We start from the raw sequence: 23,488 nt of genomic DNA, 5'->3' as shown, positions 1-23,488 counted from the left end.
GTATTATAATGCGCCACTTTATCAGGACGACGGTGTATCTTCTGTCTTTTCAGGTTCAGGATCTATATCTTCAGCCTCTTCGGGTTTATAATCAATGATTGCAGGATCATCTGTATCAGGAGGGGGGCCTTCAAGCTGAAGCATCTGATCGGTTCCGGCATTATATTCAAGGCTGATACGATGTTTTTGAAGTTCAGTGTGGCTTTGGATACTTCTTTTGGCAAGCAGATAACGTAGATAAATAATCCACAGACATACACAAACAGCAATTCCTAACAACACGAAAAAAAACCATTCGTACTGAACGAAAAAATCAAACCCGATGTGTCCCAGGTAAGTGAACATGTTGGGAATAATCCAGTATGAAATCACCCCGATGAATACTAAAAAACCGATGTTGAAAATATTCATGCGGCCGATGCGGTCCAACGTCGACTCCAGCTTACTTTCACCACCTGTTTCATTTACCGGCTCTGATGAATCACTGGCAGCAACCTTCTCTCCATGGAAGATCACAAGATACGCTTTAACTACAAATGCAAACAGCATCATGGCCCCAATGGGAATGCAGACGGCTGCCACAAACCAGGCTCGAAATGGAAACGGTACGTCGTGCTTTTTGAGTTGCACTGTGTACTTGTCCAGGGACCCAAAGACCTTTTCGAAGTTAGCCCTGTTAAAGTCGCTTAGATTATTTCCACTGGTTTCGTGTATGACATTACCCTGGTTATCGAGCACTTGAAGGAGGGATTGTTTGCCTGAATGCATGACTGCCAGGGCAAAAATTTCGAGTTCAAGTAGAAAAAGCCCCACAACGACGATAGTGAAAAGGGCTTTATGTTCCTGCAATAGCTTTGTGACTGGAGATGATTTCACGGCATTACTTCGTTTTGTTTTTCCATATCATATTAATTAGCATACATTATTTTAAATTTAAAAAGGTGGGACAAATACAGTCCCACCCTGTAATGTTTTCTTACTTTGGTCTTACATCGCTGTGGAACATACGCCTGCGGACAGGAACTCTCTGTTCAAACGAGCAATATTGGTGATGGATATGTTTTTAGGACATGAGTTTTCGCATTCTCTTTCGTTTGAGCAGTTGCCGAAACCACATGTGTCCATAGTTCTTACCATAGCCAACGCGCGTTTTGCAGCCTCAGGTCTACCCTGGGGAAGCAGAGCAAGATGGGAAATCTTTGCGCTGACAAAGAGCATTGCAGAAGCATTCGGACATGCGGCAACACAGGCACCGCAGCCAATACATTCTGCTGCATTCATGGCAAGTTCACTAGTCTCATATGTCACCGGAAAAATATTTGCTTCGGGAGCACCCCCGGCTTTGGCAGTGATATAGCCGCCGGCCTGGATGATCTTATCAAAGGCGCTTCTATCAACAACAAGATCTTTTACGACCTTAAACGCTTTTGCTCTGAAGGGTTCAATAAAAATGGTGTCGCCATCTTTGAAACGCCTCATGTGAAACTGGCAAAGGGTGGTGCCCTTCTCTTCTCCGTGAGCATACCCGTTTACAACCTGGCCGCACATTCCGCAAATCCCCTCGCGGCAGTCATGATCAAAGGCAATGGGCTCAATGCCGGCAATTGTCAGATCATCATTCACGATATCAAGCATTTCCAGAAAAGAGGCGTCAGTGGAAATATGTTTTGCCTGATAGGTTTCAATTTTACCTTTCTTCTCACCCCTTTTCTGGCGCCAGACCTTTAGTGTCAGATTTAAAAATTTTTCTTCCATCACTTGTAGCTCCTTTGCGTTAATTTCACATTCTCAAAAACAAGTGGTTCTGTGTTCCGTATCGGGTCTTTACCTTCACCCGCATATTCCCAGGCAGCTGCATGACAGAAATTTTCATCATCTCTCTTGGCTTCGTTTTCTTCTGTCTGGGATTCTTCCCTGAAATGACCACCACAAGATTCTGTACGCATCAAGGCATCACGCGCCAGAAGCTCGCCGAATTCAAGGTAATCAGCAAGTCTGTAGCCTTTTTCCAAGCTCTGGTTAAAATCATTTTTGCTACCTGAAACACTAACATTCTCCCAGAATTCTGCACGAAGTGCTTGAATCTTCTGGATACCTTCTTTCAGCCCTGCGTCATTACGGGCCATGCCACAGTGATCCCACATAATCAGACCAAGCTCTTTGTGAATATCATCAACAGTTCTCTTGCCGTTAATGTTCATAAGCTTGTCTAATTTCTCAGTAAGCTGTTTTTCTGCATCTTTAAACGCCTGGTGAGAAGTATTCACATCCGTCAGGGACTGGGTAGCCAGGTATCCGCCGATGGTATAGGGAAGAACGAAGTAGCCGTCTGAAAGGCCCTGCATCAATGCACTTGCACCAAGACGGTTTGCACCGTGGTCAGAGAAGTTGGCACCGCCCAAGCAGAACAGTCCGTCACGGGTTGTCATGAGGTTATAGTCAACCCAGGTGCCGCCCATTACATAATGGATAGCCGGGTAAATCTTCATGGGCACTTTGTACGGATCTTCGTCCTGAATCTTATCATACATCTGAAAGAGGTTGCCGTATTTTGCTCTGATGACATCTTCACCGTCACGTTTGATAGCATCGCTGAAATCCAGATATACGGCAAGACCAGTGTTTCCAACGCCTCTGCCATCATCGCATGCCAGTTTTGCATTACGGGAAGCCACATCGCGAGGAACAAGGTTACCGAAACTGGGATATTTACGTTCCAGGTAGTAATCTCTTTCGTCTTCGGGGATCTGATCAGGACTACGGTTATCTCCCTTTTTCTTGGGAACCCAAATTCTACCGTCATTTCTTAAACTTTCACTCATGAGAGTCAGTTTAGACTGATAGTCACCATGAACGGTAATACATGTTGGATGGATCTGGGTGTAACAGGGGTTGGCAAAGGCAGCGCCTTTTTTGTAAGCGGCCCAGCATGCGGAAACATTGGAATGCATACCACTGGTGGTCAGAAAGTAAACATTGTCGTATCCGCCTGTGGCCAGAACTACGGCATGGGCTGAATGACTTTCGATTTCACCTGTTACCAGATTACGGCAGATAACACCTCTGGCGCATCCGTCAATAATAACGACGTCAAGAATATCACGTCTGGCGTACATCTCCACACCGCCAAGACCGATCTGGCGACTTAACTGACCGTAAACGCCCAGAAGTAACTGCTGCCCCGTCTGCCCTCTGGCATAAAAGGTACGTGAAACCTGGGCACCACCGAATGACCGGTTGGCATGGAGTCCGCCGTATTCTCTTGCAAAGGGAACACCCGTGGCAACACAGTGGTCGATAATTTTATTGGCATTCTCGGCAAGACGGTAAACATTTGCTTCTCTTGCACGGTAGTCACCGCCCTTGATTGTATCATAAAAGAGGTTCCATATACTGTCACCATCACCAGGATAGTTTTTTGCTGCGTTGATACCGCCCTGGGCAGCAATACTGTGCGCTCTACGCGGCGTGTCCTGGATGCAGAAATTTTTTACATGATACCCAAGATCGGCCAAAGTTGCCGCTGCAGAACCACCGGCAAGGCCTGTTCCCACAACGATAACTTCAAATTTTCTTTTATTTGCAGGATTGACTCGTTTTAAATCAAATTTATATCTTTCCCATTTGGTCTCGAGAGGACCTGACGGAACATTGGAATTTAATTGCATGTATCCCCCTGATTATTGATAATTATAGCTATGAGATCATATTTAAAGCAATTGGAATAAAACCAAAGCCCACACCTACAACCAAACTGAAAAGTATGCCGAATCCTCTAACGATGGGCGTATATTTCGGATGGCTGGCGCCAAAGGACTGAAAAGCACTCCAAAAGCCATGATTTACATGAAATGCTACCACGACCATTGATACGATATAGAACACAAGTACCGCAGGCTGAGAAAGAACCTGAGCGGTGAGATCAAATGTTGTAGTAGTAGAATGATCGGCAAATTTAAGACCGACAAGGTGAATCACTATAAAAACCAATATAAAAAGACCTGTGTAGGGCATAGTGGCCGATGCCAATGTCCGGCCGCCGGCGTTACTCTTTTTCTTGTACTTAACAGGTCTTGCAGCAAGGTTTTGGAAATAGAGAATAATTGCGGTGCCGATATGAATCAGAGCAAAGACAATCAAACCTGCTTCAGCGATGTGGATAAGAACCCCAAGAGCATGAAGATGCTCAACATAGGCATTAAAAGCATCTTTTCCGCCATAAACGAATAGATTGCCGATGAGATGGGTTGTCAGAAAGAGGCAGAAAGCGAGACCGGTTACTGCCATAAACTGCTTCTTGGCTACAGAGCAGCTAAAAGTTCGTACCAGCCAGTTCATAATTTAATCCTTTCTAAATTCAGCAACATTAACATAAAATTTATGCAACATTGCCTTAAATTTTAATAAAATTAAATACTAAATCGTATTCAGCGAAACAGTGCCACTACATTTTTTTTATCTCCCTCCTTGTATCCCTCCTTTTTTGTTTAATATTGTTAATATATACCCATTGTAATACCAATCAAAAACCAAGCCTTGTCGAATGCATACGAACTAAAGAAGCTTAAAATGTATAAACAATACATATTGAATTGTCAATATAAAATTGTTAATTAATTTTTTCACATTTTTACTAATATTTTCAAAGACTTCACTTTCGATATAGCGCGTTCAACACGCTGTTTTTAATGAGTTTTTCTAATACTATTCTTATAAAATATAGATTGGTTTTATGGAGGGCACTACTATAGGTGGGGCAGCGCTGATCATATAAACAATTATCTGCTTTTTCCCGTTGGCCACAAGGGATGAATTTCCTAAAAACACAGTGAGATGCGGTGAAACATTACCCATTTTTTTACAGAAGGGTCTAATCAATCGCTCAATTACTTATATATTTTGTTGTGGATTGAGGCGAGATAGTGATATGGTTAAAGCTTGTCTGCATTTGAAATACGAATCAACACATATTAACAAAGAAAAACACATTAACAAAAAAAATATCCATACTCGCCTTAACCAAAAGCAGGGACGGGCAGCTCCGTTCTTGCAACCCTCCCTGCTTTTACCGTACACCGATTTTTCCGGCCTGGAAAAAGGGATTATTATTCCGCTTCGTTCATTTGCGCATCGTTGACCGCCACCGCCGCCATATTGACAATATCTGCAACATCATCTGCACGCTGCAGCACATGGATGGGTTTTTTCATCCCCATTAGGATGGGGCCGACAGCAACGGCGTTCCCTAGTTTAGCCAACATTTTATAGGTGATATTACCCGATTGCAGGTCCGGGAAAATAAAAACGTTGGCATCTCCCTTGAGGCTGGAGAAAGGATATTGATTTTTGACGATTTCCGGGTCCAGGGCTACGTTCGCTTGGATTTCACCGTCTACCGTCAACCCCGGTACCTTTTCCTTGACCAAAGCGGTGGCTTGTTTCACTTTCTGGGTTAATGGGTGATAGGCGCTGCCGAAGTTGGAAAAGGAAAGCATGGCAACACGCGGCGTGATGTCAAAATGCTGTGCCTGCTCGGAAGCCAGGATGGCGGTTTCCGCCAGTTCTTCTGCAGTCGGCTCAATGGTAACGGTCGTATCGGCGCAGAAGATCACCTTTTTCTTGAATACCATCATGTACAGGCCATGCACTTTGGACAAACCGTCCTTTTTGCCGATCACTTCTATAGCCGGCGAGATAACATCGGGATAGTTGGCGTTGATGCCTGAAAGCAGGGCATCCGCATCCCCTTGTTCCACCATGATGGCGCCGAAATAATTTCCATTCTTCCGCAGGCGGTGGCGGGCATCATAGCGTGTCAGCCCCTTGCGTTGACGTTTGTTAAAAAGTATTTCCGTGTATGCGTCGAGTTTTTCACTGGTGCGGGGGTTGATGATTTCCGTGTCACGCAGATCAATATTTAGTGCCTTGGCTTTTTCGCGGATGACTTTATCGTCACCAATAAGAATCGGGATGGCAATTTTTTCGTCCAGCAGGACTTGTACCGAACGTAGGATCTTATCTTCTTTGCCTTCCGGAAAGACCACCCGTTTAGGCGCAGCTTTCGCTTTGTTGATCATGGCGCGCATGATTTCTTTTGAGCGTCCCTGCAGTGCCTCCAGATGTTCAACGTATTTCGCCATGTCCGGGATGGGTCGACGGGCAACACCGGAATCCATGGCGGCCTGGGCAACGGCGGGTGCAATGTGTAACAAGACCCGTGGATCAAACGGTTTGGGGAGCAGATATTCCCGCCCGAATGTAATGTCACTGTTACAGTAAGCCCGGCGTACCGAATCCGGAACGTCTTCTTTTGCCAGCTGGGCCAGGGCATGAACTGCCGCCAGTTTCATCTCTTCATTAATGGCGCTGGCATGGGTATCTAAAGCGCCACGGAAGAGAAACGGAAAGCACAGGACATTGTTGACCTGGTTATTGTAATCGGAGCGTCCGGTGCCGATGATGACATCACCGCGCACCGATCTTGCGTCGTCCGGGGTAATCTCCGGATCAGGATTGGCCATGGCAAAAACGATGGGATCTTTGGCCATGGTGCGCAGCATGTCAGGGGTGAGGGCACCTTTGACGGATACCCCAAAAAAAATATCCGCTCCTTTCATCGCATCGTCAAGGGTGCGGTCATCCGTTTGCGCAGCCAAGCGCTCTTTGTACGGGTTCATGCCCTCCGTGCGTCCCTTATAAATGACCCCCTTGGAGTCACAAAGGATAAGGTTCTTTTTATTTACACCCATGGAGATCAGAAGGTTAGCGCAGGCGATACCGGCTGCGCCGGCCCCATTAAAGACAACTTTGATCTCTTCAATCTTTTTTCCGACAAGTTCCAGGGCATTGACCATGCCTGCGGCGGCAATAATCGCCGTTCCGTGCTGGTCATCATGGAACACCGGGATGTTCATGGTTTTTTGCAGCGCTTCTTCAATATAAAAGCATTCCGGCCCTTTGATATCCTCCAGGTTGATACCGCCAAAAGTTGGTTCAAGCAGTTGCACTGTACGGATCAATTCATCCGGATCATTAGTGTTCAGTTCAATATCAAAAACATCGATATCGGCAAAACTCTTGAACAAAACACCCTTCCCCTCCATAACCGGCTTACTGGCAAGCGCACCAATATTACCAAGACCGAGTACTGCCGTCCCGTTGGAAACAACTGCGACAAGATTTCCTTTGGCTGTATACTCATAGGCCATCCCCGGTTCTTCTTCAATTGCCAGACAAGGTTTGGCAACACCCGGGCTGTAGGCAAGAGACAGATCTCTGCTTGTTGCGCATGGCTTGGTGGTGATGACTTCAATTTTACCTTTACGACCACTCCGGTGATATTCCAGAGCATCAGTGAATTTTGACATTATTCCTCCCTTTAATCATGATCAGGCAGGTGAAGGGATTACAAGGTGCCGCTCCAAAAAAACAGCCTTGGGCTGAGTCTGGTCTACCAACACCCGGACTCAGCCCACAATAAAGCACATAAGCAACTTAAATTGAGGCTTCTATCTATATAATAAGGTGCACCTGGTTACATCTTTATCCGAATACGATCTGTTGTATTAATTATCGCATCGATAACTTTCTTTACTATAATCAGATAAATAGATCTATTTCTTAGATTTTGTCAAGAACCAAACACGGTTTTGGACTGGTGAACCATATTTCTAACCGTTATGTCTTCCCCATGTTTCAACATTTTTGCCCGTGAGCACCACCTAGGATTTGGGTTTGAAAACCAGAGTCTATTCATTTTTTATATTAGGATAATTGCTCAACAAAACTAATTTTTTAATCGAAATATACGATTCAACAATATAAAAATAATAATTTAAAATAAATTTCCGGCTAAATGAAAGTCCGTCTAAAAACAGGGTAGTTAAAAAGGCTTGACACAAACGGCCCGCTTAATTAGGTATGTAGCCGACAATATGTACACAATATGAAAAAACATTAAGGGATTACTGGAACTTAACCGTTTTATTTAGTTTTTTATATTTATATTTTCAGGCGTGTCTTTTTAAGACCGTTTGCACGGGGAGCCTTGATGTAACGCTTTTAAGAGAGAACAAAGGATCTTAAACCATTGGTGGACCGAAAACCGGAAAGCTCATGGTTTTTTTTTGCCGAAAGTTTAACAACCACCATTTAACAAAGGAAGAGTTACCATGAAACAAAAACACTTTGTACTTGCAATGCTTGTCACTATTCTGTCGATGATTCTGGTATCAGGGGCCGTGGCGGCAGATGTTTACAAAATCGGAGGTATTTTTTCGGTCACCGGCAGGGCCTCGTTTTTGGGAGATCCTGAAAAGAAGACCATGGAAATGATGGTTGAACAGATCAATGCGGCCGGCGGCATTGACGGACATATGCTTGAGGCGGTGATTTATGATTCCGAAGGAGATCCGGCCAAAGCCGTATCCGCCGTAAACAAACTGATCCACAAGGATCAAGTCATTGCCATCGTTGGCCCGTCCACCACCCCCACTACCCTTGCCATTGTCAATTTCACCAAGCGGGCTAAAGTGCCATTGATCAGCTGTGCCGCCGGTATCAAGATCACCACCCCGGTGGACCCCTGGGTATTCAAAACCGCCCAGAGTGATTTGCTCGCCGTGGCAGCCGTGTACCAGCAGATGAAAGCCGCCGGCATAAAAAAAATCGGCATCCTCACGGTATCCAACGCCTATGGTGAAAGTGGAAAAAAACAGCTTTTGGACCAGGCGGAACAATTCGGCATCCAGGTGATCTTAAATGAAAGCTTTGGCGCCAAGGATACAGATACGACGACCCAGCTGGCTAAAATCAAGGCAGCCGGCCCGGACGCCATAGTATGCTGGGGCACCAATCCCGGTCCGGCAGTCGTGGCAAAAAATGCAAAACAGCTGAAGATCGACATTCCGCTGTACCAGAGCCACGGGGTGGGATCGCCCAAATTCATCGAATTGGCAGGAGATGCTGCCAACGGTAATATCCTGCCCACCGGCAAAATCCTGGTGACCAGCCTTCTGGATGATTCAGACCCCCAGAAAAAAGTACTTGAAGATTATCAGAACGCCTATGAACATAAATTTTCCGGAAACGTATCAGGGTTCGGCGGGTATGCCTATGATGCCGTAAACCTTCTGGCCGGTGCATTAAAAGGCAGCAACGGCGATAAACAAAAAATCCGGGACAACCTGGAAGCCACAAAAGGCTATGTGGGTGCCACAGGAGAATTCAACTTCACCACCGAGGACCACAATGGCCTCTCCCCGGCCGCTTTTGTCATGGTGGAGATCCAAAACGGGACCTGGACGCTGTTAAAGTAACAAGAGGCCTTTATCTAAAAAATATGCAAGAAATTATCCAATATCTGTTTTCAGGTGTAACCACCGGTGCCGTGTATGCCGTGATCGCCGTGGGGCTGTCCATGCTGTACAGCTCCACGGAGCTGATCAACTTTGCCCACGGGGAATTTGTCATGATCGGCGCCCTTGTTATGGTGACACTGTGGGTGCGTTTAGGGCTTCCGCTGCCCTTGGCCTTGGCAGGCGCGGTGGCAGCCGGTGGTATGCTGGGGCTGGTGTTTGAACGGCTTGCCATCCGTACGGCTAAAAATGCTGCGCCGATTACCCTGATTATTATTACAGTGGGAGCGGGCATTTTCCTGAAAGGTTCGGCCATGATCATCTGGGGAAAAGACCCCTTCAGCATGCCCTCCTTTTCAAGCCATGAATCCTTTGAACTTTTCGGAGCCGCCCTTCTGCCCCAGAGTATCTGGATTGTGACCGCTGCCTTGGTGCTGGCAGGCGGCATCCATCTGTTCTTGAAACAGACACTCACCGGCAAAGCCATGGTGGCCTGTGCCGTCAATAAAAAGGCGGCCTGGCTGTCGGGTATCCCGTCTGAAAAGATGGGGATTCTGGCCTTTGGTATCAGCACCGGGTGCGGGGCGGTGGCAGGGGTCTTTATTGCCCCCATTACCATGAGTTCTTATGACATGGGCACCATTCTTGGGCTTAAAGGTTTTTGTGCCGCTATGATTGGGGGGCTTGGCAGCTTGTGGGGGGCCTTTGCAGGCGGACTGCTTCTGGGCATTCTGGAATCTTTAGGGGCCGGCCTTATATCTTCAGGTTTAAAGGATGCCATAGCCTTTGTGCTTTTGCTTTTGATTCTTTACATCCGGCCGGGCGGGCTGTTCGCGGCCAAAGAGGCCAAGCGGTTTTAGATTATGACGGATAAAAAGAAAACCATCTGGATTGAATATCTGATTTTTATTTGTGCGGTGTCCGCATTTGGACTTGTCACGGAAAATACCTATTATCTTCAAATCATGACCTTTATCGGGATCAACACCATCCTGGGATTAGGCCTCAACATGCTCATGGGGTACACAGGTCAGGTCTCTTTGGGCCATGCCGCTTTTTACGGCATCGGTGCCTACACCACGGCCATCCTCTCCGGCACATACGGCATAAACCCCTGGCTGGCCCTGGTGTGCGCCGTGGCGGCCGCCGTGCTTATTGCATTCATTGTGGGGCTTCCCACCCTGCGTCTTTCCGGCTATTACCTTGCCATGGGCACCCTCGGGTTCGGCATGATTGTCAACATTGTAATCCGGGAGTGGGCCGGCGTGACCGGCGGGGCATCAGGATTTGTGGGAATTCCTGTGCTGGAGGCAGGCTCCATGGTCTTCATGGCCGGCTCCGGCTACTATTTCCTTGTCTGGGGCATTGTGCTTGCCGCTATGATCATGTGCCGCAGGCTTCTTGCCTCACGCACGGGCCGTGCGCTCCGGGCCATTCATGACGGAGAAAAAGCCGCCGTTGCCATAGGCATAAACACCCACTTTCTCAAACTTGAAATATTTATGTTTTCAGCTGCCCTGGGTGCGGTTGCAGGATTTTTGTACGCCCATTTTGTCCTTTTTATCAGTCCTGAATCCTTCGGATTCATGTTCTCCATAAAAATCGTCACCATGGTGGTGATCGGCGGTATGGCAAGCGTATGGGGAGCGCTGCTTGGTGCAGCCGTACTCACCCTTTTGCCCGAAGTACTCCACGGATTTGCCGAATATGAGATGATCATTTTTGGACTTATTTTGATGGTTGTCATGATATTTATGCCCCAGGGATTGACCCGGGGGATCATGGATATGATACGCACAGCCCGGAGGGCCAAGGCATGATACCGCCGCAACAAACATGTGAAACCCGGGCCGAACAAATTCTTGAGGTGCAGGATTTAACCAAGATGTTCGGCGGGGTCAAGGCCCAGGACCGAATCAGTTTCTCCATTGAAAAAGGCATTGTATGTGGACTGATCGGCCCCAACGGGGCCGGCAAGACCACTCTGTTCAACATGATCACCGGCATTTACCGGCCCGATTCCGGCAAGGTGATCTTCAATGGAAATAATATAAAAAAAACACCCGTGCACAGACTGGTGAAAGCAGGCGTAGCCAGAACGTTCCAGCATGTGGAACTCTTTTCATCCATGACCTTGCTGGAAAACATCATGGTGGGCATGCACGTGCGTACCAAAGCAGGTTTCTGGGCCGCTGTCACCCGAATTCCGGCCATGAAAAAAGAAGAGCAAGAAGCACGACGGAGAGCCGAAGAACTGCTTGAATTCACCGGTCTTTCCGCCGATATCCATAAAATGGCAGGCGACCTGCCCGCAGGCCGGCAGAAAACCGCACAGATCGCCCGGGCACTGGCTTCGGACCCTCTGCTGCTGCTGCTTGACGAACCGGCAGCCGGGTTGAACCCGGTTGAAACCCACGCCCTTGGAAAACTGATCCAGAAAATCAAACAATCCGGAATCACCATGATGCTGGTGGAGCATGACATGAGTCTGGTTATGGGGATATCCGACAAGGTGGTCGTTCTGGACCAGGGAAAGAAACTGGCAGAAGGCACACCCAGACAGATCCAGGGCAATGAGGCGGTCATGTCGGCTTACCTAGGCAACGGATAAAACATTTAATTATGCTGAAAATTAAAAACCTAAGATGCTGTTACGGGAATATCGCCGTGGTTCACACCGTGAGCCTTTCGGTGAGACAGGGGGAACTGATCTCCATCATCGGTGCCAACGGGGCAGGCAAAAGCACCCTTTTGGCAGCGGTGTGCGGCCTGTTAAAAAACTGGTCCGGGGAAATTGCATTCAAAGGCCGGGCCCTTAACGGCATGTCAGCCCCTGCCATTGTCAAGCAGGGTATCAGCATGGTCCCCGAAGGCAGACAAATCTTTTCACCCCTCACTGTTATGGACAACCTGAAAATGGGAGCATATACCCGGTTCCGGAAAGATGGGAAAATCCGGGTGGCCGAAGATCTCGATCGGGTGATTCAAATGTTTCCCATTTTAGGGGAACGGGCAAACCAGTTGGCCGGTACCCTGTCGGGTGGAGAGCAGCAGATGCTTGCCATCGGCAGGGCTTTGATGGCCCGCCCTGCCCTGCTGGTGCTGGACGAGCCTTCCATGGGCCTTGCTCCTAAAATTGTGGAAATGATCTTCTCCACGATCCAGGATTTGTTACACAGCGGGGTGACCATTCTTCTGGTGGAGCAGAATGCCAGGGCTGCATTAAAAATCTCCGACCGGGGCTATGTTCTTGAAACAGGTAAAATGGTACTCCAGGGCAGTGCAGATGAACTTTTAGTGGACGACGATGTAAAGCGCGCCTACCTTGGCAAGGATTATGGAGACTTTTTGGACGAAAGGAATCAATAATGTCCGAACAGATAAATATGACGGCAGATATGGATGACAATGACAAGGCCCAGCGTCAGCTTGAGCGGCTGCAAACGACATTGAACCGGGCATGCAAAAATGTCCCCTTCCACCGCAACCGCATCCGGGAAGCAGGCCTGTCAGACATTACCGGACTTGAAGACATTGAGAAGCTGCCTTTTATGGACAGAACACACCTGGCCACCCACTATCCGTACGGACTTTTTGCCGTGCCTTTGCGGGATATTGTGCGCATCCACACAGCGCCGGGATCCGGCACCAGCCCCTCCATCAGCGGATATACAAAAACCGATCTGATGATCTGGAAAAAAATGGTTGCACGGGCCTATGCCCAAGCCAATGTGACGGACAGGGACATTATCCTGGTCCATCTGCCGCCGGGCCTTGCCAACTGGGCCAGGGATTACAAAGACGGGGGCGAGGCCATGGGCGCCGGTGTGATTCCCAATTCTCCCCTGTCCGTGGCCAAGACCCTGATGGTGCTCAGAGACTACAAGGTAACAACCCTTGTCACCACTCCGGTCTTTGCCCGGCATCTAACCGCCCATATGTTCGACCGGGAATGCCATCCCAACGAACTGAACCTGAAACAGATCATCCTTGTGGGGGAGCCGGATGACGGACATACGGTTTGTAAACTCAAGGACAGTCTCCATGTGGATGTCTGGCTCAATTACGGCCTAAGCGAAATCCCAGGACCTGCCATTGCCCATGAATGCCGGTATCATAACGGACTACACATTAACGATGACCACATCCTGCCCGAAATCATCAACCCAGCCACAGGCGGGCCTGTTCCGGCAGGGGAAAAGGGGGAACTGGTCCTGACCACGCTTTCGGCACGGGCATTCCCGTTGATCCGTTTCCGCACCGGTGACATGGCAAAAATCATCCCCGAAAATTGCCCGTGCGGCGTAACCTCCACCCGGATAGAATGGCTGGCTGAACAGGCCGACAATTACATGCTCATCTCAGGCATCCGGGTATCCCAGGCCCAGGTCAGGGAAAACCTTAAAATCGCATTAAAGATGCCGTCCATCAGGTGTACCCTGGAAAGAGCCTGCCGGTCCGGTACGGACATACTATTGATATCACTGATCATGGACGACCACCTGTTTTCAGATGAAATCAAAAATCTGCAGCGGTTGATGGCACACGCCGAAGAGACCCTGACGGAACAAAACGGCATCAAAGTGAAAATCCGCCTGACACAACAACGGGTTTAATTAATAGAGCCCGACCAAAAAACCATGATTGGGCGAAAAGTAACTAAATAAAAAGCTCGCCCTCACTGCGAAAGACCCGATCAATACCCTGCTTGGAAAACACAATCTGCCACAACTGATTCCTTCTGGATCTGAAACTGGCGGCACAGGACAACAGATAATAGCTCCACATGCGGAAAAACCGCTTATCATACTGGTCTTTGAGCCGGTCCCAATTTTGGGTAAAGTTGTCATACCAGGCCATAAGGGTTTGGTCATAATACCGCCCTAAGCTGTGCAGGTCTTCCAATATGAACCGCCCTTCCGCTGCCCGGAAAATCTGGCTGGCGGACGGCAGCATGGAATTGGGGAAAATATAAGTCCCTATCCAAGGATCCGTATTCTTGGCCGGGGTGTTTCCGGCAATGGTATGCAGTAGAAAAAGCCCGTCATTGTTAAGACAGCGATGGGCAACCGCCATAAAGGTTTTGTAATTTTTCCATCCCACGTGTTCAAACATGCCGATGGAAACGATTCGATCAAATTTTTCATCTAAATCACGGTAGTCCATCAATGCGATGGTTACATCAAGGTCTTTGCACTGTTCCCCGGCATACCCGGCTTGTTCTTTTGAAACAGTCACTCCCTTGACTTTAACGCCATAAGTTTCAGCGGCGTACTTTGCAAATCCGCCCCACCCACATCCGATATCCAACACAGTCATACCTGGTTTTAGCCCAATTTTGCGGCATATCAGATCCAATTTTCCAACCTGAGCTTCATCCAAGTTGCGGGCATTATGCCAGTATCCACACGAATAGTTCAGACCTTTGTCCAACATCAATTTAAAAAGCGTATTGCCGGTATCATAATGCCGCCGACCGACGATGAATGCCCGGGCACCCCTTTGAACGTTCATTACCCTGGCTTTAAAACACTCCCAGAGAATAGCCGGCTTCAGGGATTTGGCTTTTTTATCTATCCGGTATTCCAAGAGGCGTTTGAAAAATTCATCCAGAGCGTTGCAGTCCCACCAGCCATCCATGTAGCTTTCCCCCAGGGCCAGGGAACCGCCGGAAATCACCCGCTGATAGAACTGGGGGTGATTGATTTGAATGTCCCATGGGCGATTTCCGTTGATCCGGATATCCAAAGGGGTCAGCATGTTTTTAATTAACTGTTTTGCTTTTTCTTTTTTCACGATTCACCTTCCTTTTCAGGTTCGTTTCCCGCGTTTATAATTAAAAAAACAAGTTACAGAAGCTTAACCCATCTTCTTGATGGCAATATTGGATTAAACGTAATCTCAATGAGTTACAATTCACAATTTGTATTTCACAACACAACATTTGCCCATCTTGATCGTAAGCCATTGAAAATAAAACGCCTTTTTTATGTACACCAAATCAAAAAAAAATTCTAACTTTTTTTAACATGATCTTTTTCTACGAAAGCCTTTGTAATCTAAACGGATATTTTAATTTTCATTGAGAGTTGAATCCGGCTGTCACAGATACGGACACAGGTCATTTAAAAAACACCGGCTGCACGCAGGCTTTCTTGCGTGGCAGATTTGGCGCCCCAAATAAATAAACTGCAACCCGATATCATTCCACACCGTCTTGGGTAAAACGTCCATCAATTCAAACTCCACCTTAACCGGATCTGTCTCATGGGTAAGTCCCAGGCGCCTTGACACCCGAAACACATGGGTATCTACCACAATGGTCGGGATATTGAAGCATACGGACCGGACCACATTGGCGGTTTTTCTCCCCACACCAGGCAAACTGGTCAATGCCTTGATATTCCGGGGGACCTTTCCATCGAACTCTTTTTGAATTTTATTTGCACAGGCCTTGATATTTTTTGCCTTATTATTGTAAAAGCCGGTGGGAAAAATTATTTTTTTTATGTCATCAAGATTTGCCCCGGCAAGGGAATCCGGATCAGAGTAGCGGGCAAACAACACTTTTGTTACCTTGTTGACTTGACTATCCGTGCACTGGGCAGACAAGATAGTTGCAATGAGCAGCTCAAAAGCAGAAGTATGATCAAGCTGCGTATTGACAACCGGATAGTGTGCCTTTAGCCTTTCAATAATAACCGGCACAAATTTGGATACCTGTTCCATAATTTAAAACTTATATATGAACCTTATTAAAACCTCAAGACAGGTCAAGGCCTTAGGCCTCTGCTCGGGCGGACTTGACAGTATATTATCGGCACTTTTACTCAAGGACCAGGGCATTGATGTAACCTGGATCAGTTTTGAAACGCCCTTTTTCGATGCCAAAGCCGCAAAAAAAGCCTCGAAACAGACCGGCATCCCCTTAATTGTAAAAGATATTACAGACGATTACATGGAAATGATGAAAGCGCCCAAAGCAGGGTTCGGCAAAAACATGAATCCCTGCATGGACTGCCATACACTGATGTTTGCCAAAGCAGGCGCCATGATGGAAGAAATTGGGGCTGATTTTTTATTTTCAGGTGAGGTGGTGGGACAGCGGCCAAAATCCCAAACAAAAAATTCCCTGCGATATGTAGAAAAACATTGTGGTTTTGACGGCTTAATTCTTCGTCCTCTAAGCGCAGGTCTGCTGCCCGAGACTATTGTTGAGCAAAAGGGCCTTGTGGACAGAAGTCGCCTTCTATCCATCAGCGGCCGGAGCAGAAAACCCCAGGCCGCCCTGGCACAAAAATACGGCATCACGGAATACCCCTCTCCGGCCGGCGGATGTTTGCTTACGGACAAGGGGTATTCCCAGCGGCTAAGGGATCTTTTATATATCCAAAAGACAGAAGACAAAACCCAGCTGCATCTGCTCAAACATGGCCGGCATTTCCGTCTGGACAACAAAGCCAAACTTGTGGTGGGAAGAAACCAGGCAGAGAACAAACGGATCATGAATCTCTATGACCCCAAAACCCACATCCGGCTTCGCTGCACCCACCTGCCCGGCCCGGACGCCCTGGTTTTCGGCCAGATCGACGAAACCACCCTGCACCTGGCAGCCACCATCACATCCGGGTACACCAAAGCATCTGCCGGAGCGTTAACGACTATTAGTGTTTTTCAAGACCTGGAAACAAGGCAAATAGAGGTAACCACGCCTGAACCAGGGGCATTCCATGATTTGTTAATACAAACACCTTAACTATTCTATTTGGAACTACTCCATGCGGGCCGCCTTGAGCTGCCCGCATGCCGCGGAGATATCATCCCCCTTGCTTTTCCTGACAATGGCGGTCATATTCCGGTCTAAAAGAATGGTCAAAAAGGCATTTATCCGCTCCCGCGACGGCCTTTTAAAAGGGGCTTTTGCATGCTCGTTAAACGGAATGAGGTTCACTTTTGCACGAATGGGAGCAAGCAGGCGGACCAGTTCATGGGCATGGGCATCACTGTCATTGACCCCGCTCATCAGGATATATTCAAAGGTAATTTTGTTTCTGGGCTTCATCTCAAATTTCTTGCAGGCCGCAAGCAATGTCTCAATGGGCCAGGTGCGGTTCACCGGCATCAACTTTGAACGTAGGTCATTGTCCGTGGCATTAAGGGACACGGCAAGGTTGACTTCGGTATCAAGGCCCAGCTGAACGATTTTAGAGGCAATGCCGGAGGTGGAAACCGTTACCTTTCGACTGGAAAACTTCATCCCGAAATCAGTATCAAAAATCACACCAAGGCTGCGCAACAGGTTATCGTAATTGGCCAAAGGCTCCCCCATACCCATAAACACGATGTTGGACAGGGACAGCGGCTCCATACCCTGTTGGGCCACAAACCGTCGGGCATCCCGGACCTGGCCCACAATCTCCCCCATGGTCAGGTTTCTCTTAAACCCAGTCTTGGCGGTCAAGCAGAACTTGCAGTTCATGGCACATCCGGCCTGGGTGGACACGCAAAGGGTATAATGATCTTTTTCGGGTATGAGCACACTTTCCACATACTCCCCGTCCGCCATCCGGTGCAAAAACTTCTTTGTGGAATCAACAGAAGTTTCCATATTTTCCAGTTCCAGGGTTCCCAGGCAGAAATGTTCGGCCAGTTCTTCCCGCAAATTCTTGCCCAGATCGGTCATCTCTTCAAAACTGCCCGCAAGCTTCAGGTAGAGCCACTTAAACACCTGGTCAGCTCTGAAGCGCCGTATTCCCTTATTTTCAAACCATTCACCCAGATCTTCCCGGGTAAAATCCAGTATATCTTTCATCGGTCACACCTGCATATTTTATATTATTTCCTTGACATTACACGGATTATTTTTTAAATTCAATGATTTGATTTGATACTGACAAAAAGGTTATCTTGCACATGTTTGACAATTTAAGCGACCGGCTGGATTCTGTATTCAAGAAGTTAAAAGGACACGGAACCCTTACCGAGAACAATATTGAAGACGGTTTAAAACAGGTCAGACTGGCACTTCTGGAAGCCGATGTCAATTATAAGGTTGCAAAAAATGTCATTTCAGATATAAAGGCCCGAGCCCTTGGCCAGGAGGTCATGCAAAGCCTGACCCCGGGCCAGCAGGTCATCAAGATTGTAAATGAAGAATTTACAAAGATGATGGGCTCCACCCACCAGGAACTGAACTTTGCCGCCACCGGGGCAACGTCCATTATGCTGGTGGGATTGCAGGGTTCCGGCAAGACGACCACAGCGGGCAAGCTGGCGAATTTTCTGCGCAAAATCGGCAGAAAGCCCTATCTTGTGCCTGTAGATGTGTACCGCCCGGCCGCCATAGACCAGTTGACCAAGCTGGGAAAACAGATGGATGTGCCGGTATTTGCATCCACAACCGAGATGAAACCGCTCAAGATTTGCCAGGACGCAAAGCTTGCCGCAAGGGATCTTGGCTGTGACACCCTGCTCATTGACACCGCAGGACGGCTGCACCTGGATGACGCGCTCATGACCGAGCTCGAAGAGATCAAAAAGGGCATTAACCCGGCAGAAACCCTTCTGGTGGCAGATGCCATGACCGGCCAGGACGCGGTGAACATTGCCGGTGAATTTGACAAACGGCTGGATATCTCCGGCTTTGTGCTGACCAAAATGGACGGTGATGCCAGGGGCGGTGCGGCGCTGTCTATTAAAGCAGTGACAGGCAAACCGTTAAAGTTCATCGGTGTGGGTGAAAAAGCCACGGCCCTTGAGCCCTTTCATCCGGACCGCATGGCGTCCAGGATTCTCGGCATGGGAGACACCCTGTCTTTTATTGAAAAGGCAGTGGAGGCAGTTGATCAAAAAGAGGCCCAGGCCCTTGAAAAGAAATTTAGAAAAAATCAGTTTACCCTGGAAGATTTTAAGAATCAGATGCAGCAGGTTCGCAAAATGGGGTCCATTAAGGATCTTTTAGGCATGCTGCCCGGGGTGAATAAAAAGATGCTCAAAGATTTGAACATCAATGATAAAGAGTTTGTAAAGATAGAGGCAATTATCAACTCCATGACTCCCGAAGAACGGACCAAACATGCAATCATCAAAGCGTCCCGCAAAAGACGGATTGCCCTTGGCTCGGGAACATCGGTTCAGGATGTGAATAAACTGCTTAAAAGCTACACCCAGTCCATGAAAATGATGAAAAAATTTAATAAAGGCGGCATGAAAAACCTTCGTGGCATGCTTCCATTTTAAGGAGACAACTAAGATTATGGCAGTAAAACTCAGACTTACCCGTAAAGGCACCAAAAAGAAACCCTTTTACAGAATCGTTGCAGCTGATATTGAGGCACCCAGGGACGGAAAATTCCTTGAAGCCGTCGGCACATATGACCCCATGCAGGATCCTGCAGTAATTACCTTGAAACAAGACCGGGTGCAGTACTGGCTGGAACAGGGTGCAAAACCCTCCACAACGGTAAAAAGCATCTTAAAAAAACAGAATGCTGAAAGCGTTTCTGCTTAAGGAACAAAACTGCCGGACACGCCTTGAAAACAGCCGGGCCCCTTATGTCATTGATTAGGAGACGTTTTTATGAAAGAGCTGATTGAGTATTTAGCAAAGGCATTGGTAGACAATCCCGATGAGGTTCAGGTATCTGAAGTGACAGGTGACCAGACTTCCGTGCTTGAACTCAAGGTGGCAAAGGAAGACCTGGGCAAGGTTATCGGCAAACAGGGCAGATCAGCCAGGGCCATGAGAACAATCCTGAGTGCCGCAGCCACAAAAATGAAAAAACGCACGGTTCTGGAAATCATCGAGTAGTTCCATGGTGGTTTCGGACACCTGGCTGACCATCGGCAAGGTCACGGGCGTTCACGGCCTTAAGGGAAACCTGAAAGTGTGGTCCTGGGCCCAATCGCCCGACACCTTTACCCAAGGGCTTGTCGTGGTGCTTAAAAATGAGGATGCGTCCCCGGGTACTGGCCGGGAATATGTAATAACCCAGACCGGCCGGTATAAAAAAGGGGTGCTTTTAACTCTTGATGGGGTCAACACCCGGGAAGCCTCGGAAGCCCTTGTGGGAAAGCTTGTCCTGGTTGATAAAACCAACCTGCCGGACTTGGATGAAGATACCTGGTACTGGGAGGATCTGATCGGATTGACGGTCGTGGATACGAATGAAGGCGAGCTTGGAAAAGTTGAGCAGCTTTTTCCCACAGGTGCAGATGATATTCTGGTTGTTACGGATAAAACATCCCAAGGCAAACAGGAAGTTCTGATCCCTATGAATGCAGCATTTGTCAAGGAGATTAACCTTGACACCCGTATGATTACAACCGAACTGCCCGAAGGATTTATCCCGGACTGATTTCATCCATGAAGTTTACCGTATTGACACTGTTTCCGGAATTTCTGGACGCTTTTTTTTCCAACGGCATCATGGCCAGGGCGCTGACCCGCGAGGTTATCAGCGCTGATAGTATCAATATCCGGGATTTTGCTTCTGACCGGCATAACAGCGTGGATGACCGCCCCTACGGCGGAGGCAGCGGTATGGTAATGATGCCGGGGCCTTTGGAAAAGGCCATTGATTCTGCCAGACTGTCGTCCAATTGTCCCCGGGTGGTATGCTTAAGCCCCCAGGGCAAACCCTTTACCCAGGCCCGTGCCTGTGAACTTGCCGCGGACCGACAGGATCTGATTCTAATCTGCGGCCGGTACGAGGGAATTGACGAGCGGGTCTATACCCGCCAGGTGGATGAAGAGATCTGCGTGGGGGATTTTGTGATGACCGGCGGAGAGATTGCTGCCATGGCAGTGATTGATGCCGTTGCCAGGATGATTCCCGGGGTTCTTGGGAGCAATGAATCATCCCAGTGTGAATCATTTATGGACAATCGGCTTGAATATGCCCAGTACACCCGGCCCGAGGTATATGAGGGCATGGCCGTACCCGGGGTTCTGTTGTCCGGGAACCATGAAAAGATCCGGCAGTGGCGCAGGCGCTCTGCCCTGGAACGGACCTTTATCAAGCGCCCGGACCTGTTTGACATCCGGACGCCGGATAGTGAAGAAAAAGAAATTTTGCGGCAGTGGTGCCGGGAACTTGAGGCATTGATCCATAAATGAGTGCAGCTATTTACCTGGCGTTGATCCACTACCCGGTGGTCAATAAAAACGGGCAAATCACAGGATCAGCCCTGACCAATATGGACCTGCATGATATTGCCAGAGCAGGCCGGACATTCGGGGTAAAGGCCTATTATGTGGTCACCCCCTATGAAGACCAGAAAACCCTGGCCTGCCAGATTATGGATCACTGGACTAACGGCCATGGCGGAAAGGTCAATCCGGCACGAAAGTCTGCCATAGAACGAATCAGGGTGGCGGATACATTTGAGGCGGTCTGCAATGATATAGAAAATGAGCAGGGCCGGAGCGTGGTAAAAGTGGCCACCAGCGCCAACAGCCGATGCGCCACACGCAGTTGCGCAAAACTTGGGCAGGAATTGAAAGAGAATGCCCCCCATGTGCTCGTTTTTGGCACGGCATGGGGGCTGGCACCGGAAGTGATTGACCAGTGTGACCATATCCTTGAACCCATACTGGGTGCAGGATCATATAACCACTTGAGCGTCCGGTCCGCAGCATCCATATATTTAGACAGATTAATAAACGGCTGAAATAACGGCATGGGCGGATCGGGTCTATCAATACCAGACTCAATCCATGGCAAAAATAGTAACAACCCAACAACTTATTGTGACTTTCATATAAAAAAAATAGAAGGAACAAAACATGACAGCAAACCTAATCCAAAAAATTGAAAGAGAACAGATGCGCCTTGACATCCCGGATTTCGACTCCGGGGATACCGTAAAGGTTCATGTAAAAATCAAGGAAGGTGAAAAGGAGCGCATCCAGGTTTTTCAAGGCGTTGTTATCAAAAAAACCAAAGGCCTTTCCAGCGCCCGCTTTACCGTAAGAAAAATTTCCGGCGGCGTTGGTGTTGAAAGAATCTTCCCCCTCTATTCTCCTGCCATTGATAAGATTGAAGTGGTTACCCGGGGGCGTGTAAGAAGATCCAAACTTTACTATCTGAGAAACCTGCGCGGCAAAGCGGCAAGAATCAAAGAAAAACGCTTTGCCTAATATCCGCAGCAGCTTTCCAGCCGATATGCTGGCCTTTGAAAAACAGGCTATGTTGGGCGGATATAATTTGATTGCAGGTGTTGATGAGGCCGGCAGGGGACCCCTTGCCGGCCCTGTCGTGTCTGCAGCGGTGGTGCTGCCTGAAAATTTTGATGTTTGCGGCATCAATGATTCTAAAAAGCTTTCTGAAAAAAAAAGAGAGGCGCTGTTTCCTGTAATCAAAAACCAAGCCGTTGCTTTTGGCATCGGCATTGCCGACCATGAGGAAATTGACCGAATTAATATTTTGCAGGCATCACTGCTCTCCATGAAACGAGCGGTTGAAGACCTGACTCTGGACCCGGATTATCTGCTCATTGACGGCAAGTTTGCCATAGACAGCACCATAGCCCAGCGGTCTGTTATAAAAGGGGACGCGTTGAGCCTATCCATTGCAGCGGCCTCTATTCTAGCCAAGGTCACCAGGGACCGGATCATGGCAGACCTTGATGTACAATATCCCCAATACGGCTTTAAGCGGCATAAAGGATATCCAACCAAAGCCCACAAAGAAGCGATCCTAACCCATGGCCCCTGCCCTGTTCATCGTAAAAGCTTCAAGGGTGTAAAGGGTATATGAGCCTTGGAGGAAAACAGCTTGGTAAAAAGGGAGAACTGGCTGCACGGCAGTTTCTTTTGTCCCGGGGCTATAAAATATTGGAGTCCAATTATTCAACCCCGCAGTTTGAGATCGATATCATTGCAAAAGACAATGGTACCCTGTGTTTTATTGAAGTCAAAACCCGGACAGGCGTAAAAAAAGGCCTGCCCCGGGAAGGTGTAACAGCAGCTAAGCAGAAAAAAATCATCATGGGTGCCCAGTACTACCTGAGCCTGAATAAAATAATCAATACCCGGCTGCGATTTGATGTGGTGGAAGTATTGTACAAGGATAGTTCGCACACCGCCTGTGACATCACTTTAATTCCCAATGCCTTTCAAGGATGTTAAC

Annotated in this window: 24 protein-coding genes; 16 read left to right on the top strand and 8 right to left on the bottom strand. The window is 48.1% G+C overall.

All coding sequences use genetic code 11. From position 1 onward, the window contains the following. Positions 1 to 21: 21 nt before the first annotated feature. The 5 genes from B147_RS27935 to B147_RS33490 form a co-directional block, all read right to left on the bottom strand. Complete coding sequence (locus tag B147_RS27935) at positions 22 to 876, bottom strand: hypothetical protein (protein ID WP_083927860.1); 855 nt, start codon at positions 874 to 876, stop codon at positions 22 to 24. A gap of 111 nt (positions 877 to 987) precedes the next feature. Beyond that, positions 988 to 1,755, bottom strand: coding sequence for a succinate dehydrogenase/fumarate reductase iron-sulfur subunit (locus tag B147_RS0108910; RefSeq protein WP_020586866.1), 768 nt, complete (start codon positions 1,753 to 1,755; stop codon positions 988 to 990). Further along, the gene (locus B147_RS0108905; protein ID WP_020586865.1) at positions 1,755 to 3,668 is read right to left on the bottom strand and encodes a fumarate reductase/succinate dehydrogenase flavoprotein subunit; all 1,914 of its coding nucleotides are present in this window, start codon (positions 3,666 to 3,668) and stop codon (positions 1,755 to 1,757) included. The genes B147_RS0108910 and B147_RS0108905 overlap by 1 nt, the downstream gene beginning before the upstream one ends. A gap of 28 nt (positions 3,669 to 3,696) precedes the next feature. Beyond that, positions 3,697 to 4,338, bottom strand: coding sequence for a succinate dehydrogenase cytochrome b subunit (locus B147_RS0108900; protein ID WP_020586864.1), 642 nt, complete (start codon positions 4,336 to 4,338; stop codon positions 3,697 to 3,699). Positions 4,339 to 5,105: 767 nt separating this feature from the next. Then, positions 5,106 to 7,367: an NADP-dependent malic enzyme gene (locus tag B147_RS33490; protein ID WP_020586863.1), complete on the bottom strand. Its 2,262-nt coding sequence runs from the start codon at positions 7,365 to 7,367 to the stop codon at positions 5,106 to 5,108. An 804-nt stretch (positions 7,368 to 8,171) separates the two neighbouring features. On the opposite strand from B147_RS33490, the gene B147_RS0108890 reads away from it, so the two are divergent. Genes B147_RS0108890 through B147_RS0108865 form a run of 6 tightly spaced genes read left to right on the top strand, consistent with a single transcriptional unit; the run spans position 8,172 to position 13,972 of the window. Further along, a complete protein-coding gene (locus B147_RS0108890; RefSeq protein WP_020586862.1) occupies positions 8,172 to 9,317 on the top strand; it encodes an ABC transporter substrate-binding protein in 1,146 nt (381 codons plus the stop codon). Positions 9,318 to 9,340: 23 nt separating this feature from the next. Next, a complete protein-coding gene (locus B147_RS0108885) occupies positions 9,341 to 10,216 on the top strand; it encodes a branched-chain amino acid ABC transporter permease (protein ID WP_020586861.1) in 876 nt (291 codons plus the stop codon). Positions 10,217 to 10,219: 3 nt separating this feature from the next. Beyond that, a complete protein-coding gene (locus tag B147_RS0108880) occupies positions 10,220 to 11,176 on the top strand; it encodes a branched-chain amino acid ABC transporter permease (RefSeq protein ID WP_020586860.1) in 957 nt (318 codons plus the stop codon). After that, positions 11,173 to 11,967 (top strand): ABC transporter ATP-binding protein, encoded by a 795-nt coding sequence (locus B147_RS0108875; protein ID WP_020586859.1) that lies wholly within the window; start codon positions 11,173 to 11,175, stop codon positions 11,965 to 11,967. Before B147_RS0108880 ends, B147_RS0108875 begins: the two co-directional genes overlap by 4 nt. An 11-nt stretch (positions 11,968 to 11,978) precedes the next feature. Further along, positions 11,979 to 12,725, top strand: coding sequence for an ABC transporter ATP-binding protein (locus B147_RS0108870; RefSeq protein ID WP_020586858.1), 747 nt, complete (start codon positions 11,979 to 11,981; stop codon positions 12,723 to 12,725). Further along, positions 12,725 to 13,972, top strand: a complete 1,248-nt coding sequence (locus tag B147_RS0108865) for a phenylacetate--CoA ligase family protein (RefSeq protein WP_020586857.1) — start codon at positions 12,725 to 12,727, stop codon at positions 13,970 to 13,972. The genes B147_RS0108870 and B147_RS0108865 overlap by 1 nt, the downstream gene beginning before the upstream one ends. A 43-nt stretch (positions 13,973 to 14,015) precedes the next feature. Here B147_RS0108865 and cfa read toward each other — a convergent pair whose 3' ends face one another. Both cfa and nth read right to left on the bottom strand, forming a co-directional pair. Further along, a complete protein-coding gene (cfa, locus tag B147_RS0108860) occupies positions 14,016 to 15,152 on the bottom strand; it encodes a cyclopropane fatty acyl phospholipid synthase (RefSeq protein WP_020586856.1) in 1,137 nt (378 codons plus the stop codon). 306 nt (positions 15,153 to 15,458) lie between these two features. Beyond that, a complete protein-coding gene (nth, locus tag B147_RS0108855; protein ID WP_020586855.1) occupies positions 15,459 to 16,085 on the bottom strand; it encodes an endonuclease III in 627 nt (208 codons plus the stop codon). A gap of 16 nt (positions 16,086 to 16,101) precedes the next feature. Here nth and B147_RS0108850 point away from each other — a divergent pair, with 16 nt between their 5' ends. After that, positions 16,102 to 17,112, top strand: coding sequence for a tRNA 4-thiouridine(8) synthase ThiI (locus B147_RS0108850; RefSeq protein WP_020586854.1), 1,011 nt, complete (start codon positions 16,102 to 16,104; stop codon positions 17,110 to 17,112). A gap of 15 nt (positions 17,113 to 17,127) precedes the next feature. Here B147_RS0108850 and rlmN read toward each other — a convergent pair whose 3' ends face one another. Continuing rightward, complete coding sequence (gene rlmN, locus B147_RS0108845; RefSeq protein ID WP_020586853.1) at positions 17,128 to 18,168, bottom strand: dual-specificity RNA methyltransferase RlmN; 1,041 nt, start codon at positions 18,166 to 18,168, stop codon at positions 17,128 to 17,130. A gap of 101 nt (positions 18,169 to 18,269) precedes the next feature. On the opposite strand from rlmN, the gene ffh reads away from it, so the two are divergent. The 9 genes from ffh (at position 18,270) to B147_RS0108800 (ending at position 23,487) form a co-directional block, all read left to right on the top strand. After that, a complete protein-coding gene (gene ffh / locus B147_RS0108840) occupies positions 18,270 to 19,595 on the top strand; it encodes a signal recognition particle protein (protein ID WP_020586852.1) in 1,326 nt (441 codons plus the stop codon). Between the two features lie 16 nt (positions 19,596 to 19,611). Continuing rightward, entirely contained in the window at positions 19,612 to 19,866 is a 255-nt protein-coding gene (rpsP, locus tag B147_RS0108835; protein ID WP_020586851.1) for a 30S ribosomal protein S16, read from the top strand. Positions 19,867 to 19,935: 69 nt separating this feature from the next. Then, the gene (locus tag B147_RS0108830; RefSeq protein WP_020586850.1) at positions 19,936 to 20,166 is read left to right on the top strand and encodes a KH domain-containing protein; all 231 of its coding nucleotides are present in this window, start codon (positions 19,936 to 19,938) and stop codon (positions 20,164 to 20,166) included. A gap of 4 nt (positions 20,167 to 20,170) precedes the next feature. After that, positions 20,171 to 20,713 (top strand): ribosome maturation factor RimM, encoded by a 543-nt coding sequence (gene rimM / locus B147_RS0108825; protein WP_020586849.1) that lies wholly within the window; start codon positions 20,171 to 20,173, stop codon positions 20,711 to 20,713. 8 nt (positions 20,714 to 20,721) lie between these two features. Further along, on the top strand, positions 20,722 to 21,474 hold the full coding sequence (gene trmD, locus B147_RS0108820) for a tRNA (guanosine(37)-N1)-methyltransferase TrmD (RefSeq protein WP_020586848.1): 753 nt from the start codon (positions 20,722 to 20,724) through the stop codon (positions 21,472 to 21,474). Continuing rightward, the gene (locus B147_RS0108815; RefSeq protein ID WP_020586847.1) at positions 21,471 to 22,028 is read left to right on the top strand and encodes an RNA methyltransferase; all 558 of its coding nucleotides are present in this window, start codon (positions 21,471 to 21,473) and stop codon (positions 22,026 to 22,028) included. Before trmD ends, B147_RS0108815 begins: the two co-directional genes overlap by 4 nt. A 115-nt stretch (positions 22,029 to 22,143) precedes the next feature. Next, positions 22,144 to 22,497 (top strand): 50S ribosomal protein L19, encoded by a 354-nt coding sequence (gene rplS / locus B147_RS0108810; RefSeq protein WP_020586846.1) that lies wholly within the window; start codon positions 22,144 to 22,146, stop codon positions 22,495 to 22,497. Positions 22,498 to 22,522: 25 nt separating this feature from the next. Next, positions 22,523 to 23,116: a ribonuclease HII gene (locus tag B147_RS0108805; protein WP_051085658.1), complete on the top strand. Its 594-nt coding sequence runs from the start codon at positions 22,523 to 22,525 to the stop codon at positions 23,114 to 23,116. Beyond that, on the top strand, positions 23,113 to 23,487 hold the full coding sequence (locus tag B147_RS0108800; protein WP_020586844.1) for a YraN family protein: 375 nt from the start codon (positions 23,113 to 23,115) through the stop codon (positions 23,485 to 23,487). The genes B147_RS0108805 and B147_RS0108800 overlap by 4 nt, the downstream gene beginning before the upstream one ends. Position 23,488 lies beyond the last annotated feature (1 nt).

It is taken from the genome of Desulfobacter curvatus DSM 3379 (genome assembly GCF_000373985.1).
Lineage (GTDB): Bacteria > Desulfobacterota > Desulfobacteria > Desulfobacterales > Desulfobacteraceae > Desulfobacter > Desulfobacter curvatus.
Note: the sequence above shows the minus strand (reverse complement) of the source record. Positions and strands in the feature narration are given on the sequence as shown.

What these genes read in the sequence shown, in the direction of transcription:
- B147_RS0108910 (WP_020586866.1), bottom strand. Translation starts at nt 1,755, where the DNA reads ATGGAAGAAAAATTTTTAAATCTGACACTAAAGGTCTGGCGCCAGAAA.
- B147_RS0108905 (WP_020586865.1), bottom strand. Translation starts at nt 3,668, where the DNA reads ATGCAATTAAATTCCAATGTTCCGTCAGGTCCTCTCGAGACCAAATGG.
- B147_RS0108900 (WP_020586864.1), bottom strand. Translation starts at nt 4,338, where the DNA reads ATGAACTGGCTGGTACGAACTTTTAGCTGCTCTGTAGCCAAGAAGCAG.
- B147_RS33490 (WP_020586863.1), bottom strand. Translation starts at nt 7,367, where the DNA reads ATGTCAAAATTCACTGATGCTCTGGAATATCACCGGAGTGGTCGTAAA.
- B147_RS0108890 (WP_020586862.1), top strand. Translation starts at nt 8,172, where the DNA reads ATGAAACAAAAACACTTTGTACTTGCAATGCTTGTCACTATTCTGTCG.
- B147_RS0108885 (WP_020586861.1), top strand. Translation starts at nt 9,341, where the DNA reads ATGCAAGAAATTATCCAATATCTGTTTTCAGGTGTAACCACCGGTGCC.
- B147_RS0108880 (WP_020586860.1), top strand. Translation starts at nt 10,220, where the DNA reads ATGACGGATAAAAAGAAAACCATCTGGATTGAATATCTGATTTTTATT.
- B147_RS0108875 (WP_020586859.1), top strand. Translation starts at nt 11,173, where the DNA reads ATGATACCGCCGCAACAAACATGTGAAACCCGGGCCGAACAAATTCTT.
- B147_RS0108870 (WP_020586858.1), top strand. Translation starts at nt 11,979, where the DNA reads ATGCTGAAAATTAAAAACCTAAGATGCTGTTACGGGAATATCGCCGTG.
- B147_RS0108865 (WP_020586857.1), top strand. Translation starts at nt 12,725, where the DNA reads ATGTCCGAACAGATAAATATGACGGCAGATATGGATGACAATGACAAG.
- nth (WP_020586855.1), bottom strand. Translation starts at nt 16,085, where the DNA reads ATGGAACAGGTATCCAAATTTGTGCCGGTTATTATTGAAAGGCTAAAG.
- B147_RS0108850 (WP_020586854.1), top strand. Translation starts at nt 16,102, where the DNA reads ATGAACCTTATTAAAACCTCAAGACAGGTCAAGGCCTTAGGCCTCTGC.
- rlmN (WP_020586853.1), bottom strand. Translation starts at nt 18,168, where the DNA reads ATGAAAGATATACTGGATTTTACCCGGGAAGATCTGGGTGAATGGTTT.
- ffh (WP_020586852.1), top strand. Translation starts at nt 18,270, where the DNA reads ATGTTTGACAATTTAAGCGACCGGCTGGATTCTGTATTCAAGAAGTTA.
- rpsP (WP_020586851.1), top strand. Translation starts at nt 19,612, where the DNA reads ATGGCAGTAAAACTCAGACTTACCCGTAAAGGCACCAAAAAGAAACCC.
- B147_RS0108830 (WP_020586850.1), top strand. Translation starts at nt 19,936, where the DNA reads ATGAAAGAGCTGATTGAGTATTTAGCAAAGGCATTGGTAGACAATCCC.
- rimM (WP_020586849.1), top strand. Translation starts at nt 20,171, where the DNA reads ATGGTGGTTTCGGACACCTGGCTGACCATCGGCAAGGTCACGGGCGTT.
- trmD (WP_020586848.1), top strand. Translation starts at nt 20,722, where the DNA reads ATGAAGTTTACCGTATTGACACTGTTTCCGGAATTTCTGGACGCTTTT.
- B147_RS0108815 (WP_020586847.1), top strand. Translation starts at nt 21,471, where the DNA reads ATGAGTGCAGCTATTTACCTGGCGTTGATCCACTACCCGGTGGTCAAT.
- rplS (WP_020586846.1), top strand. Translation starts at nt 22,144, where the DNA reads ATGACAGCAAACCTAATCCAAAAAATTGAAAGAGAACAGATGCGCCTT.
- B147_RS0108805 (WP_051085658.1), top strand. Translation starts at nt 22,523, where the DNA reads ATGCTGGCCTTTGAAAAACAGGCTATGTTGGGCGGATATAATTTGATT.
- B147_RS0108800 (WP_020586844.1), top strand. Translation starts at nt 23,113, where the DNA reads ATGAGCCTTGGAGGAAAACAGCTTGGTAAAAAGGGAGAACTGGCTGCA.